The organism is Paenibacillus sp. FSL H7-0690, assembly GCF_037980415.1.
GTDB lineage: Bacteria > Bacillota > Bacilli > Paenibacillales > Paenibacillaceae > Paenibacillus_AQ > Paenibacillus_AQ odorifer.
Genome location: NZ_CP150281.1, coordinates 5,130,872 through 5,146,894, shown reverse-complemented (window position 1 = coordinate 5,146,894; position 16,023 = coordinate 5,130,872). Strand labels below are relative to the sequence as shown.

11 protein-coding genes are annotated in these 16,023 nt (G+C 44.5%); 10 read left to right on the top strand and 1 reads right to left on the bottom strand.

Annotation, left to right across the window (positions count from 1 at the left end; genetic code table 11):
* Positions 1–82: 82 nt before the first annotated feature.
* From MHI32_RS22735 to MHI32_RS22700, 8 genes are all read left to right on the top strand, one after another.
* Positions 83–1,885, top strand: coding sequence for a histidine kinase (locus MHI32_RS22735; protein WP_076279246.1), 1,803 nt, complete (start codon positions 83–85; stop codon positions 1,883–1,885).
* On the top strand, positions 1,878–3,149 hold the full coding sequence (locus MHI32_RS22730; RefSeq protein WP_076128906.1) for a response regulator: 1,272 nt from the start codon (positions 1,878–1,880) through the stop codon (positions 3,147–3,149). Before MHI32_RS22735 ends, MHI32_RS22730 begins: the two co-directional genes overlap by 8 nt.
* 164 nt (positions 3,150–3,313) lie before the next feature.
* The gene (locus tag MHI32_RS22725; RefSeq protein WP_076128908.1) at positions 3,314–4,258 is read left to right on the top strand and encodes a sugar ABC transporter permease; all 945 of its coding nucleotides are present in this window, start codon (positions 3,314–3,316) and stop codon (positions 4,256–4,258) included.
* On the top strand, positions 4,251–5,090 hold the full coding sequence (locus MHI32_RS22720) for a carbohydrate ABC transporter permease (protein WP_076128910.1): 840 nt from the start codon (positions 4,251–4,253) through the stop codon (positions 5,088–5,090). Before MHI32_RS22725 ends, MHI32_RS22720 begins: the two co-directional genes overlap by 8 nt.
* Before the next feature lie 30 nt (positions 5,091–5,120).
* A complete protein-coding gene (locus tag MHI32_RS22715) occupies positions 5,121–6,680 on the top strand; it encodes a glycoside hydrolase 43 family protein (protein ID WP_340010941.1) in 1,560 nt (519 codons plus the stop codon).
* Between the two features lie 46 nt (positions 6,681–6,726).
* The gene (locus MHI32_RS22710; RefSeq protein ID WP_076276793.1) at positions 6,727–7,710 is read left to right on the top strand and encodes a glycoside hydrolase family 43 protein; all 984 of its coding nucleotides are present in this window, start codon (positions 6,727–6,729) and stop codon (positions 7,708–7,710) included.
* A 200-nt stretch (positions 7,711–7,910) separates the two neighbouring features.
* Positions 7,911–9,956 carry a carbohydrate-binding protein gene (locus MHI32_RS22705; RefSeq protein WP_340010940.1) on the top strand — a complete coding sequence of 682 codons (2,046 nt, stop codon included), beginning with the start codon at positions 7,911–7,913 and terminating at the stop codon, positions 9,954–9,956.
* A gap of 468 nt (positions 9,957–10,424) precedes the next feature.
* Positions 10,425–10,787: a hypothetical protein gene (locus MHI32_RS22700; RefSeq protein ID WP_340010938.1), complete on the top strand. Its 363-nt coding sequence runs from the start codon at positions 10,425–10,427 to the stop codon at positions 10,785–10,787.
* A 1,016-nt stretch (positions 10,788–11,803) separates the two neighbouring features.
* On the opposite strand, the gene MHI32_RS22695 is transcribed toward MHI32_RS22700, so the two are convergent.
* Positions 11,804–12,646 (bottom strand): hypothetical protein, encoded by an 843-nt coding sequence (locus MHI32_RS22695; protein WP_076128919.1) that lies wholly within the window; start codon positions 12,644–12,646, stop codon positions 11,804–11,806.
* 89 nt (positions 12,647–12,735) lie between these two features.
* Here MHI32_RS22695 and MHI32_RS22690 point away from each other — a divergent pair, with 89 nt between their 5' ends.
* Together MHI32_RS22690 and MHI32_RS22685 are read left to right on the top strand one after the other, a co-directional pair.
* The gene (locus tag MHI32_RS22690; RefSeq protein ID WP_256716530.1) at positions 12,736–12,990 is read left to right on the top strand and encodes a glycoside hydrolase family 2 protein; all 255 of its coding nucleotides are present in this window, start codon (positions 12,736–12,738) and stop codon (positions 12,988–12,990) included.
* 235 nt (positions 12,991–13,225) lie between these two features.
* On the top strand, positions 13,226–15,415 hold the full coding sequence (locus tag MHI32_RS22685; RefSeq protein ID WP_076304597.1) for an alpha-galactosidase: 2,190 nt from the start codon (positions 13,226–13,228) through the stop codon (positions 15,413–15,415).
* Positions 15,416–16,023 lie beyond the last annotated feature (608 nt).

Sequence of the window (16,023 nt, the reverse complement as noted above, 5' to 3'; positions counted from 1 at the left end):
TTGATAAAAAACAAACCCATCTCTTCGAGCTAGGAGTTATTATAAGAGGAGAATCCGAAACGACTTCATTTGGGGGAAATACATGTTCTCGTATCTTTCTAGAAGCCCAATCAAAATTAAGCTGCTTATCTATTTTTTGCCTATTCTTGTGTCATCCGTTGCGCTTACCGGTTTTTTTTCCTATTTCACTGCCGTTAAGCAGCTCGAACAAAACGCTTATTATTTGCTAAGCGATACGACCGAGCAAACGGGCTTTTTTCTTAACGACAAGCTTTATACGATCTTCGAACAGCTGGTGTCAATCGAGAACAATTCGGCTTTTCAATATATTTTATTAGATAATGGACAAGACGAAGGAGAACATCGCTACGATGATATCATCGATCTTCATAAACAGTTCGAGGAAGCCTACCGGAATCATTTGCAAGTCATCGACTCAATTTTTGTCACGTTTAATAATGGCCGGACCTTCAACATACAGAAGGACTTTATTCCCCGGCATGTCGGTGTGAATCTTAATGAATGGCTGGCCCGATACAACCAAAAGGATGCAGAAAGCAGTTATTACTGGTTGAATACGCATGAGGATCAAGTGTTTACTACTGTCACGAAACGTAATGTTGTAAGCGTATTTAAAATTATCGGAAATCTTGATTCCGAGGTCAGTGGCATGGCTCTCATTAATATGAAGGAATCCTATCTGCTCGACATTTTACAGAATGTCAATATTAGTCCCAATGGCTCGCTGGCTCTGATCAGTCCAGATGGGGTGATGTATTCCAAGCCGTTATCCAAAGAGTACGCTATCGGCGATGAGATCGTGAACGATATCCGTAATAACGCTAATCACCAGGGAGATTTAAGGGCGGCCAGCAAGTCGGACCAACGTATGATGATTCACTTTACAACGTTATCGCTGAACGGGTGGAAGCTCGCCGCCATTGTTCCTGAAAGCGATATCTTAGCCAAGGCAAGCCAGATTAAATCGATAACGCTTACAATCGTAGCTGTTATTCTCGTAGTTTTTATTATTATGGCAACCTATTTTGCGAGCAGCCTGACGAATCCCATCCGTTATTTGTCCAAACAAGTGAAGAGTTTTAGACAAGGGAACCTAAATGTTAACTTTCAGCTGAAAGAGCAAAATGAAATTGGTGTATTAGCCAGTGGGTTGGAGAATTTGGTCGATTCGGTTCGCCAATTGCTGGAGCAAGTTAAGGATGAACAGGAACAGAAGCGGCAAATGGAGTTATTAGCATTGCAGTCGCAAATTCAACCACATTTTCTATACAACACTCTCGGATCTATCAAACATATGATTGATTTGGGTGAGAAGGAAAAGGCATCGACTATGGTTAGTGCGCTGGCCCACTTTTTTCGGATCGGCATTAGCAGAGGGCGGGAGGTCATAACGCTTAGAGAAGAGATTGAGCATGTTCAAAGCTACTTGCAAATTCAAAATATCCGTTACCAGAAAGATTTTGAATTTGAGATTCAAGTTGAAGAGAGCATTATGCATCTTCCTATCATGAAACTGACCTTGCAGCCTATTGTCGAGAATGCCATCTATCATGGCATCAAAAACAAGAAGGGAAAAGGGATCATCAGAATAACAGGAAGGCCAAGCGGGGATGCAGCAATAATTGAAGTCTTCGACGATGGTGCAGGGATGGATGTAGAGAAGGTACAGGAGATGAATACTTCTATTCAAGCGCAGAATGTTCAAGAGGCTCCAGTGACATTCGGGCTGCGTAATGTTCACCGACGGCTGGCGCTGCAATTCGGCTACGGGTTCGGGATTCGGCTGGATAGTGAAGAAGGGGTTTATACCATAGTGACTGTAAGGATTCCATATACGATAAATGAGGTGACGAATCGTGCATAAGCTGGTCATTGCAGACGATGATGAATGGATTAGGGAAGGGCTTCGCAGGAATATCCATTGGGATCAGGGAAACATTCAGGTGGCAGGAGTTGCAGTGGACGGGAAGGAAGCTTGGGAACTTATCCAAAGGGAGAAGCCGGATCTACTGCTCTCGGATATTCGCATGCCTTTCATGGATGGACTGAAGCTTGCCGCCCAAGTGAAGGAGAATGGTTTGGATTTGAAGATTGTCTTCTTAACGGGGTATGATGATTTTTCTTATGCTAAGGAGGCGCTACAGCTTCAAGCGTTTGATTACATATTAAAGTATGAAGATAACGATAAAATCCTGCGGACAATCATGAATGCGTCTGAGGCACTGGAGGAAGAGCGGAGAAAACGTGAGAAGGATATAAAAAGCCATGGTCTTATCGTGAACCAATTTTTTAGCGAGTTGATCTCTGGGTCGGGGAATGAGGAAGCGATTGATAGGGAGGCGAAGCTGCTCGATTTAACGTTTTGCGGCTCGGTGTTCGTGATGGCTGTTCTGAGCTTGGATGGTGTCGGAAGGTTTCTTAAACCCAATAAACCCGTCGATCTGGAGCTATTATTGTTCACTCTCAAAAACCTTTGCAATGAGGTGCTAGAATCTGCAATTTGCGACGGGGTTCAGGTGTATGCGATTCAATATAACCACCGGATCAATCTGTTGTTCAACTACCGAAACGAGGGTGTGGAGAAGCTGAAGCAGGATACCGAGCTTATTGCCCGCCGCTTAACAGTGATGATTGAGCAATATCTCAAAGTTCACGCCAAGATCGGTATAGGCAGTATTGGTGAAGGGTTTAAACATATTGGCGTCTCCTACGAGGAAGCATTGATTGCGACACAGATGAAGGATGTCCGGATGGATCAATCGATTATTTTCTATGATCAGGTCAAATATTCAAGCAATTCGCATCAAGCTATTCTTCGCACAATTATGGATTATATCGCAAATCATTATCAGAATGAGAATCTGGACTTAAAAGAAGTAGCGGAGACGGTCCACATTACACCATCGTACGTCAGTACTTTGTTTAAAAAGTATACGGATGTTAATTTTTGTGAGTATATTGTCCAAGTGCGAATAGATAAAGCTACTGAACTGCTTGTGCATACCGATTTAAAAGTATATGAGGTTGCTGAGAAAATTGGGTATGTGAATACCCAGTATTTTAGTGTTTTGTTCAAGCGGCATACAGGGTTTACCCCGATGGAGTATAGACAGCAGCATAGCTCGTAATAGTTGGAAAGCGTTCACAAACAGCCTTATTCCAGTCAATGATTGGGATGAGGTTGTTTTTTTGCTGCTATTTTTTATTTTCAAAAAAACAAACAAACTTTGCAAGATATATTATTTAGCTAGCTTCATGCATAGCCTATTATTCTTATTGAGGTGATTATTTCATGAAGGTGAAACAACAATTAGCAACAGGACAAGTGACGGGAACGTCCAAGAGAAAAAACAAGATGATCGGCAGCGACAGGATATTTCCTTACGTTCTGATTATCCCGACTGTCGTTCTCATGGCGGTCATTATGTTCTACCCTATTTTACAAGTCTTCCAACTAAGCTTTCAGAACTATGACTTGACTCGGCCGATGGATGACGGTTTTGCCGGGTGGAGTAACTTTAAGCAGATTTTATTCCATGACGATCTGTTCCCAAGCTCGCTATGGATAACCATCAAGTGGGTGGTTATTGAAGTCGTTCTTCAGCTCGTGTTCGGCTTAGGTGTGGCCCTGCTGCTTAATCAGGCCTTCCGGTTTAGAGGCGTTATACGTTCGCTCGTGCTGATTCCTTGGGCGGTATCAGGCGTTCTTACGACAATGCTGTGGTCGCTCATGTACAACCAGCATATCGGAGTCATTAACGATCTTTTGAAGAGGTTAGGGATTATTCACGAGAATATCGCTTGGCTGTCGAACACCCATACCGTATTCGGTTCGGTTGTACTGGCCGAGTTGTGGAGAGGGATCCCGTTCTTTGCAGTCGCACTACTTGCTTCCTTGCAGTCTATTCCGAAAGAAGTCTACGAGTCCTGCGAAGTCGACGGTTGCGGAAAGGCAAGAAAGTTATTTTCCATTACCCTGCCTTATCTTAAGGAAAGTATTATTTTCACTACGATGCTAAGAGCCATCTGGGAGTTCAACTCTATCGATATGATCTTCACGATGACAAACGGCGGTCCAATGAATATGACAACCACTCTCCCGATTTATATGTTCCAGACGGCAATTTTGAACGGGAATTATGGCTATAGTTCGGCTATGGGGGTCCTTTCCTTCGCTGTTCTAATGATTTTCGTGGTCGTCTATATGAAATTAAGCAGAGGTGGTCAAAATGAGTAAGCTTAAACGTTTTTTAACCACTTTGTGTTTGTTCTATATTCCTATGACTGTTACGTTGTTGTTTGTCCTACTGCCTTTTCTTTGGGACATCTCAACTTCCCTTAAACATGAGAATGATATTATCAGCTCCACGATTCGTTACCTTCCGCATCCAATTACGTTTGATAATTTCATAAAGGTGTGGAGTGTCAACAATTTTTCGAGATTTTTTGTAAACAGTCTTTTCATCTGTACGGTGTCGGTGATTTTTATTACATTGCTGTCGATTTTTAACGGCTATGCTTTGAGCAGATTTAAATTTGTTGGAAAAAATGCTTTTATGCTTATGATGCTGGGCACTCAGATGCTTCCGGTTATCTTATTCGTCATCCCGTTGTTCCTGATTTTTAAGAGCATGGGGATTATGAATACGCCTTTTGCGATCATATTGTTCTATATCGTTTCACAGGTTGCGTTCAACTCGCTGTTGATGCAAGGATTTGTATCTGGTATTCCGAAGGAAATTGACGAAGCGGCTATGGTCGACGGAGCAGGAAGATTCCGGGTCTTGTTCACGATCATTACGCCAGTGATTCTACCGGGGATCGTAGCGACTGCTCTGTTCGCCTTTATCGGCTGCTGGAATGAGTTCTTGGTTGCTTTCTCATTCCTGACAGATGCGTCCAAATTTACGATCCCAATCGGACTGAAGTATTTAATCGGCCAGTACAGTGTAGAGTATGGATCGCTCGCAGCAGGCAGCATTATTGGATTGATACCGCCTATTGTGCTCTTTATGTTTATTCAGCGTTATCTGATTCAAGGTCTGACAGGCGGTTCGGTCAAAGGATAAAAAGGAAAAGGACGTGGGGAGGATTACTACATGAATCTTGGAGAATACGCAGAGCCTTGGATTTCAGATCAGGGAGACGGAACTTATATCAATCCAATCCTGCATGCGGACTATTCGGACCCGGACGTAATTCGCGTCGGTGATGACTTTTATATGACCGCTTCTAGCTTCGGGCACATTCCCGGATTGCCGATCCTGCATTCGAAGGACTTAGTCAATTGGGCAATCATCAATCATGCTGTGCTGGAGATGAACTTGGAGGGATATGACCGTCCGCAGCATGGCAATGGCATTTGGGCACCTAGCCTGAGATTCCATGGCGGGAAGTTCTGGATCTTCTATGGCGATCCAGATGTCGGCATCATGATGACTTCGGCGGTGGACCCTGCCGGAGAATGGACGCCACTGCATCTGGTTCAGGCAGGCAAAGGCTTAATTGATGCTTGTCCCTTCTGGGACGAGGACGGACAGGCGTATTTGATTCATGCCTATGCGAAGAGCCGCAGCGGCATTAAGCACAAGCTGCGGCTGTGCCGAATGTCCGCTGACGGTAAAGGGCTGCTGGACGAAGGCCGGATTATCTATGATGGAACCGAAAATCATCCGACTCTGGAAGGACCAAAGTTATACCAGCGCAACGGATATTATTATATCCTTGCTCCGGCAGGGGGCGTGGCAACCGGATGGCAGACAGTGTTCCGTTCCCGAAACATCTGGGGCCCTTACGAGGACCGAATCGTTCTGCAACAAGGGCAGACCTCAGTAAACGGCCCGCATCAAGGCGGACTAGTGGAGCTGGATTCGGGCGAATCGTGGTTTATCCATTTCCAGGATAAAGGACCTTATGGCCGGGTCGTTCATTTGCAGCCGGTCAGTTGGGTAGATGACTGGCCTTTGATGGGAGAGCTTCAAGCAAGCGATGGAGCTGGAGTGCCAGTGATACGTTACCGAAAGCCTGAGGTCGGGAAGGCATACGCAGTGTCAGTGCCTGCAACTTCTGACGATTTCGAGTCTTCAACGCTTGGATTGCAGTGGCAGTGGCAGTCTAACCCCAAATCGTCTTGGTATAGTCTCGAGGCAAGAGAGAGCTATCTTCGGTTAAATGCTGAACATAAACCCGTAGACAACAAAGGGCTATACCATAGTCCGCAGCTCTTGCTGCAGAAATTCCCAGCACTTTCGTTTACAGCAGCCTGCAAGGTTGACCCTTCGGGCCTGGGAATAGGGGAGTCCGGAGGTTTGATGATTTTTGGTTATCGTTATTGTTGCTTGGTGGTACGAAGATTAGAGGATCAAGAACTGAAGGGGATGCTAGCCCTATCGCTTATGCAAGGAGATGATACGGGAGAGACAGAAATGTGGTCATATCCTTTGATAGACACGGATAATCTCTTCCTGCGGGTCGAGGTATTAGAGGATGCGACTTGCCATTTCGGCTACAGCTTGGAGGGTACAGACTTCACTTCCGTACCTGTAGAGTCATTTCAAGCTATAGAAGGACATTGGGTGGGAGCTAAGACAGGTCTATTTGCCGTAGGTTCCGGCAATGGAGGATATCTTGATATCGGTTGGTTCCGAATCACCAAGTAAGTGAATAACCAAGTAACCGAATAACCCCAAAACAAAGGAGAAGCTTATGCTGAATGTTTCGAAGCGAAATGAGCCTCTGGTAAAACATATTTACACTGCTGATCCGTCGGCTCATGTTTTTGAGGATAAACTATATATTTATGTGTCTCACGATCTTGAAATCAGCGTTCCCAACAACTTAGATGGAGATCATTATGCTATGGAGGATTACCATGTTCTAACTATGGATGATAGGTCAGCAGAATTCGTAGACGATGGTGAAATACTCCATATGAAGGATGTCCCGTGGGTATCCAAGCAAATGTGGGCTCCAGACGCTGGCTTCCGAAACGGCAAATATTATCTTTATTTTCCGGCGCGGGATCTCAGCGGGGTGTTTCGGATTGGTGTGGCGACAGCGGATTCACCGGCGGGACCTTTTACGCCGGAGGCGGATTACATGGAGGGAAGCTTCAGCATTGATCCGGCCGTATTCAACGACGATGACGACGAGGTTTATCTGATCTTAGGAGGGCTTCGCGGGGGGCAGCTGGAGAAGTGGAGTACGGATACCTACATGCCTGATGGCACAGGGCCGGCTCCACACGAACCTGCATTGGGACCTCGCGTGGCAAAGCTAAGCAAGGATATGTTGTCCTTTCAGGACAAATTAATGGAAATCTCCATCATTGATACTGAAGGACGTCCTATTCTGGCAGGCGATGAAGAAAGAAGATTTTTTGAAGGTCCTTGGATGCATAAATACGAGGGGAAATACTACCTCAGTTATTCTACAGGGAACACACATAAAATCGTCTACGCCATTGGAGACAATCCGCTGGGACCCTTTACGTTTCAAGGCACACTTCTGACCCCGGTGATCGGATGGACAACGCATCATTCCATCGTGAACTTTCGGGACAAATGGTATCTATTTTATCATGATAGTTCTTTGTCGGACGGTGTGAGCCATAAGCGCTGTGTGAAGGTTACTGAATTAAAGTATAATGCGGACGGAACGCTGCGAATGATCGATCCAAATTTAGTATAGATAGAATTGTATGGCAACAAGGAATGGTTTTGTAGGATTCCCCTCAGGTAGGCAGTGGAAACAGACCTCATGGTAGATGAGTCTAATCACAGTCAATCGGAGGGGATCTTTTTATATCATAATTGGATGCGCTTTCATTAAAGGGGGTGATCATTCAGGTAGGGTCGTTTCACTAAAATAAGTAGGAGGGATCGGATCAAATGATTAAAAAAGTGCTACGTAGTTTAATGCTGGGAAGTTTATTGGTGACTTTAACTTGTTCTAATCTAGCAGGCAAAGCAGAGGCGGCAGCGGTAAATACAATTCCTAACGCGTCTAAGGTTGAGCAGGGTTATGACAGCAGTTTTTTATCAGTTCCTGGTTTTGCATCATTAGGTGTAAAAGATAGAAGCAGTTATGCAGGTACCTCATATTATCGAACGGTCAGCAGTGGCCGAGAGTTTTTACAAGCAATCTTGGATGCAGGCAGTGGTGCTGTAAAAGTTATTGAAGTTACAGATAATCTAAACTTAGGGTGGACTGAATTAGCACTAAATTCTACTGAAATTTCAAAATATAGCTTTGTTACAAAATATCCTGATCCATCAAACGGATTCACGAACCCACTCTTAATAACCTCCGGTGTATCCAAATTAAGCATAGCCAATATTGATGGATTAACGGTTTTTTCAGCTTCAGGTAAAACTATTAAACACGCAGAATTAAAATTGCAGAGCTCAGTGAATGATATTGTCATTAGAAATCTCAATTTTGATGAAATGTGGCAATGGGATGATACAGGTGAGCACAAAGAGGTAGGCTGGACTTTTATCAAGGTAAATGGCGCAAACAATGTATGGATAGACCACTGTAAGTTTTCGATAGCCGCGGATGGAATGATTGATATGGAAAATGGTTCAACGAATGTAACTTATTCTTGGAACGAATTTGGTCTAGCGGCAGCTCAAAATCCAGCGACTAGTAGCTCTATTTATAAGTCAATTGAATATATGGAGCAAAAATATGCAACAGGATCACTGAACTCCTCCACCAGCCTTTATTATAAAATGCGTAACGAAGGGGCTACCAAAAATCAAATTATGGCTTATGCCGCCTATCACTCCAAAGTTCATTTGGTAGGATCGGGTGACAAGGATTATACGAATTATGTGGGTTCTAACGGTGTGGAAATTAAAGATGGAAATCAAAGACTTCGCTTAACTTTAGCATACAATCGTTATACAAATGTTGGATCGCGTCTGCCAATGATTCGTCAAGGAGTCGGGCATCTATTTAATAATTCTTTTGATAACTCTACACATCAGAATGTACTCGACAGCGTTACTGCAATCTCCAAATACGGCCATGATAAATTATCGCGTGGAATGAACGCCAGAAATGGAGCTTCTATAGCGGGGGACACCAATGTCTATAATGCTTTTAATGAACCGCTGATTGGTGCGGAGCGTCAAGGGGATGATACCGCTAATATGAATGCTCCTTTTGACGTATTGTTTAAGGATGCGATGAACCATAGTTTAATTGTAAATTCTACAGTAACAACTAGTAGCGGAACAACCTATATAGGCAGCAGCTGGGATAATAATGGCGTTAATGCCTTTACTAACGGAATGAATTGGAATAACAAAGCAATCATTGGCCAGTGGGCTTGGTCATCATCAATAGTCGGAATTGAAAATATGAGTAAATCAAACCCGCCATCTACACCTTTTACATTCACTTATGGGTATAACGAGCAATTGCCTTATGCTTATAAAACAGTTCCTCTATCTGGCGTTGTCTCCACAGTAAATCAATATGCCGGGGTCTCAAAAGTTTCTTGGAACACTGCGGAGTGGTTAAAAACAAATTATTATGATGCCTATTCGACGATCGAAGCAGAACGTTATACCAGCATGTCTGGTGTGAAAAATGAAGCGAGTTCCGAAGGCGGTCAGAATGTCGGCTATATAGAGAATGGCGATTATATCGCGTTTAATAATGTTAACTTTGGAAGCGTCGGACCCACAAGTTTCGAAGCAAGAGTAGCGAGCGGTACATCTGGAGGAACTATCGAAATTAGACTGGACAGCTCAACTGGAACTCTGGTTGGAACTTGTCCGGTAGCGGGAACAGGCGGCTGGCAGACCTGGGTGACTAAAACATGTGCAATCAGCGGCGCCACCGGCACGCATAATGTATATCTAAAATTTACCGGCTCTAGCGGATATTTATTGAATCTTAATGGGTTCAAGTTTATTAAGTGATTTTATTAAGCGAGGTTCTGAGGGGGAGTGAAAAAACTTTATGCTGGGGCGGGCAGATAGACCTCGGCTGGAGCAGAAGCGGCGAAAAGGGAGCGGGAGTTGTACCGTAGAATGTGGCGGATGGAGTGGAAGTGGCGAAAAGAGAGGCAAAAATGTCTTAGAATGAGGTGGATGGAGGGGATGTAGCGGAAAGAGAGGCAAAAATGCCTTAGAATGAGGCGGATCGAGCGGAAGTGGTGAAAAGAGAGGCATAAATGCCCTAGAATGAGGCGGATGGAGCGGATGTGGCGAAAAGAGAGGCATAAATGCCTTAGATTGTGGCGGATGGAGCGAATGTGGCAAAAAGAGAGGCAAAAATGCCTTAGAATGAGGTGGATGGAGCGGATGTGGCGAAAAGAACGGTATAAATCCCGCAGAATGCAGCTGATCGGGCAAATGTGGTGAAATGAACGGGATAAATCCCGCAGAATGTACCGGATCGAGCGGATGTGGCGAAAGGAACGGTATAAATCCCGCAGAATGCAGTCGATCGGGCGGATGCGGGGAAATGAACGGGATAAATCCCGCAGAATGTACCGGATCGAGCGGATGTGGCGAAATGAACGGGATAAATCCCGCAGAATGCAGCTGATCGAGCGAATGTGGCGAAATGAACGGGATAAATCCCGCAGAATGTACCGGATCGAGCGGATGTGGCGAAAGGAACGGGATAAATCCCGTAGAATGCAACGGATCGAGCATATACGGAGAATTCTACGGTATAAATCCCGCAGAATGCGGCTGATCGGGCGAATACGGAGAAATCTACGGTATAAATCCCGCAGAATGTAGCTGATCGGGCGAATACGGAGAAATCTACAGTATAAATCCCGCAGAATGTACCGGATCGAGCGGATGTGGCGAAATAAACGGGATAAATCCCGCAGAATGCAGCTGATCGAGCGAATGTGGCGAAATGAGCGGTATAAATCCCGTAGAATGCAGCTGATCGAGCGAATGTGGCGAAAGGAACGGTATAAATCCCGCAGAATGCAGCTGATCGGGCGAATACGGAGAAATCTACGGTATAAATCCCGCAGAATGTAGCTGATCGGGCGAATACGGAGAAATCTACAGTATAAATCCCGCAGAATGTACCGGATCGAGTGAAGGTGGCGAAAAGAGAGGCATAAATGCCCTAGCATGTGGCGGATCGGGCGAATGTGGTGAAAAGAGAGGCATAAATACCTTAGAATGTGGCGGATCGAGCGAATGCAGGGAAAAGAGAGGCAAAAATGCCCTAGAATGTGGCGAATCGAGCGAATGTGGGGAAAAGAGAGGCAAAAATGCCCTAGAATGTGGCGAATCGAGCGAATGTGGGGAAAAGAGAGGCATAAATGCCCTAGAATATGGCGGATCGAGCGAATGTCACCAGATCGAGCATATACGGTGAAATAAACGGTATAAATCCCGCAGAATGCAGCTGATCGAGCGAATGTGGCGAAATGAACGGGATAAATCCCGCAGAATGTTGCGGATCGAGCGGAAGTGGTGAAAAGAGAGGCATAAATGCCTTAGAATGCAGCTGATCGAGCGAATGCGGTGAAATGAGTGGTATAAACCCGCAGAATGCAGCTGATCGAGCGAATGTGGCGAAAAAAGAGGCATAAATGCCTTAGAACGCAGCTAATCGAGCGAATGTCACCAGATCGAGCATATAACGAGAAATCTACGGTATAAATCCCGCAGAATGCACCGTATGGACCGGGACCAATACACCCTAAAGGAGTGATTCCCCCCATTAACCGGAGAACCACTCCTTTTTATAACCAACTTTATAATCCGATCAACGACGACCTCCGTGATGCTTAACTGTGTATTTTGCTGAACTCGATTCGCGAGCTGAAGGACCTGGTAAACTCTTTTTCGATTATTGTTTTCATGATGTTGTGATGCACTTTGAGTTGTGATTGATCGGCGTGGTCTCTAAGGAGTTCAAAGAGCGCTGCTGATTTTTTGAAGCCTGTATCATCGTCTAGCTTGATGCTTAATAACAAGATTTCTAGAATAGTGTTGATTGTATCGTACATATTCTCTTGTTTATAGTAATACATCGCCAGCAAATAAATGTAATCCTCATGGTATTTGATATTCACAATAGTCTCATGTTCTCCTATGTCATCAACATTGATTTTGAATTCCTTCAGAATCCAATCAACGGAATAATCATGTATTATCGAAGATTCTAAGATTGTAATGAGTCCCGGCAATAATTCTTCATCATCACTTTTTCTAATAAACTCAACGTATTTATGTAGCACTCCCATTTTGCCTTCCAGCAGATCGATAACGTATGAATTGGCTTTTGCTATATTGCGGTAATATTCGACTTCATAAATGGCCTCTTCATCTAAACCTACTATCCAGCCCAGGTCAGCATACTTCTGAATACATAGTTTTGCCTCGTCATACTTACCGGACTTTTGTAGTGCTATACCTTTTGCGCAGGAGCTATATCCAAAATAATAGGGGATACTCCGCTTCAGTTTAGGACCTCTTATGAGGTTACTATTGTTTTCATATATGATGGAAATTTGTTCATGTAGCTTGTCTGCAATTTCAATCATGGCATCCCAATTCTCAAATGAAAATGATGCCTTAAGCATCTGAATCAAGGAATCCACATTCAACTCTTCCAAATCCAACTTCAATCCTATCTCCCTTTCTAGAGCATATCATGCATCGATTAAGATAATTGTATTTCATTTCTAAATTATTCATTTATTTTACATTAAATCATGTGATTTCCATCACGTTACATAAGGTCAAAAGGGTCTTTATTAATAATTTTCAAAATACTGTGAAGTCAAAAGCATATGCCCGTTTCGTTGGACTTGATTTCAAGGAAAGAGATGCGATCTTCAGTGATAACTATTTCGACCTGTCAGCTGGCATTTCAAGAATCGTTACAGTTGCCAAAAAAGATCTCGACAAACCAGCTACGGCTGAGGAACTGCGTGCCCAGCTTACTGTACGTTCCGTCTTTGATATTTAAGCAAAAGGTTATTTTCCTACTATATCCTAGGCTACCAATCTCCAAATGACAGTTTGATGATATATATTCTAGTGGTTTAGATCCTGTGTATAGATAGATCAATATTTTACTATAATAGGTATAGATATTAAGATTGTATACCCTTCCATTTCACTCTAAAATAGACTTCGAAGAAGCATTAACTACAAACAATAAACGTTCTATTGAGCTACCTTAAGGAGAGTGCAAACATATTATGGGTATTTATTATGACGACAACCGCAAGGTGTTTCATTTACAGTCAGAGAAATCCAGCTATATTATTGAAATGATCAAAGGTGTTATTCCAGCGCATGTCTACTGGGGCCCAAAATTGGCAGGGAGAGAATTTCAACACCCGTTGAATTTGGTGGAACGTTGCTCTTTTAGTCCAACTTATTTGCAGGAGGATAAAAATATCTCCCTCGACACCTTGCCAAGCGAATTCCCTTCCTATGGAAACGGGGATTTCCGCGAACCGGCACTGGAGGTTCACCTAGTAGATGGCACGACCGTAACGGATTTCCGTTATAAGAGCTACACCATTAATAAAGGAAAACCTGCACTCAAAGGTCTGCCTGCTACTTATGTTGAAAGTGATGAAGAAGCAGAGACCTTGGAAATTATACTGCAAGATGATAAAACAGGATTGATCGCTGCCTTGAGCTATACCGTATTTAACGATCAGGATGTTATAACACGTTCCGTGCGGATTGAGAATCTGGGTAAGGACAATCTGGTTTTGAAAAGAGTATTAAGCGCGAATGTTGACTTCCATGATTCTGACTATGACATGCTGCAATTATCCGGTACTTGGACTAGAGAACGCCATATTCACAAAAGACCACTCGTTCCTGGCATCCAACGGATTGACAGCAAACGCGGCTCCAGTAGCCATCAGCAGAATCCTTTTATGGCCTTGCTTGCAAAAGATGCGACAGAGGACCATGGCGAAGTTTATGGATTCAGCCTTGTGTATAGCGGGAGTTTCCTCGCCCAAGCAGAAGTGGATCAATACGGAATTTCCAGAGTAGGGATCGGTATTCAACCTTTCAATTTTCAGTGGTTGCTTGAACCGGGCGAATCCTTTCAGGCACCTGAAGCAGTATTAGTAAGATCCAGTGAAGGGCTTGGCGGTTTATCGAGAACCTATCACCGTCTGTATCGGACCCGGTTATGCAGAGGTGAATTCCGCGATAGCAAGCGTCCTATTCTGATCAACAACTGGGAAGCGACTTATTTTAATTTTAATGCGGATAAAATCAAAGAAATTGCTAAAGCAGGAAAAGAGCTAGGCCTGGAGCTGTTCGTGCTGGATGACGGCTGGTTCGGCAAACGTGATAACGACGACAGCTCCCTGGGAGATTGGGTAGAGGATCGTCGCAAGCTGCCTGAAGGTCTTGGAAAGCTAGGCGAAGATATCACGGCAATGGGCATGGAATTCGGATTATGGTTCGAGCCAGAAATGGTATCGCCTGAAAGTGATCTTTACCGTGAACATCCAGACTGGTGTCTCCATGTACCTGGGCATAAAAGTTCATTAGCCCGCCAGCAGCTAGTGCTGGATTTATCCCGTAAGGATGTATGTGATTATATCGTCGAGTCAGTTAGCTCGGTATTATCATCCGCTCCGATTACTTATGTGAAATGGGATATGAACCGGAATATGACGGAGATTGGATCAGCGCTTCTTCCAGCCGAACGTCAACGTGAAACGGCACACCGTTATATCCTTGGACTTTATGATGTGCTGGAACGTATCGTTTCCCGTTTCCCTCATATTTTGTTCGAAAGCTGCTCCGGCGGTGGCGGACGATTTGACCCGGGAATGCTGTATTATATGCCACAGACCTGGACTAGCGATGATACGGATGCAGTGGAAAGATTGAAGATCCAATATGGAACAAGTATGGTGTATCCTGCGAGTTCAATGGGTGCCCATGTGTCGGCTGTTCCTAACCATCAGGTACATCGTATTACACCTTTGGAGACACGTGGTCATGTCGCGATGTCGGGTAATTTCGGCTACGAGCTGGATTTGACCAAGCTTACTGAAGCTGAGCGCGAGGATATCCGCAAGCAGGTTTCAGAGTACAAGGAACTGAGAATGCTGATTCAGTACGGTGATTTCTATCGACTGCTTAGTCCTTTTGAAGGAAACGAGACGGCATGGATGTTTGTTTCTGCTGATAAAAAAGAAGCCTTCGCCACCTACTTCCAAGTTTTGGCCGGGCCTAATCCACCGTTGCGCAGATTGCGTCTGAAAGGACTCGACCCTGCGAAATCGTATAAGCTTGAGCTTAACGGCGGAGTATACAGAGGGGATGAGCTGATGCACTTCGGACTCACGCTTCCACAGCTTGAGGGCGATTTCAGAAGCCTACTTTTCGTGCTTAGAGAAGTTTAATCAAAAAAGGAGGGTGCCCCAAAAGCCATTGGCTGCTGAGCACCTTCCTTTTTTTCTCCTTTTTTGAGTTCTTTTGTGACTAGCTGCGCGCCCGAAGCTGTTATTGGATGGGGTGTTTAGCAGAATGTTTACCTAGCCTTAGCCGCGGATAGCGGGCTCGAATAAGGGTGTTTAGCAAGATGCTTTGCTAGCCAGGTGCTGCCGTACGCGAATTAGTGCGCCTTGCAAGTAGCCTGACGCCACTGGAGTTGAGTGTTTATAACTCGAAGTCGGCGGGCTCAAATTGGTGCACCATGCAAGTTACTTACTCAGCCAACACAGTGCTATCGGACTCAGTGGCCGCTAATCGCAGTCTTTTCACACATTTGGAGTTTTATCGGACCGCATAGTCGCTATTGGCTCGAAAAGTACCTAATATGCACCTTTTTCGAAGGAATAGCTGCACTGGAGTCCGAAACAGTACTCAAAAGACGAAAAATTAGCAAATAGCGTCATTGGGATCCGAAAGCGGCGGTAGAGGGGGTGACTCGGTGCTTTCGTACGCGATTTTGGGTGTTTAGCAGGATGTTTACCTAGGCGGGGGCTGCCGTACGCGAATTAGGGTGTTT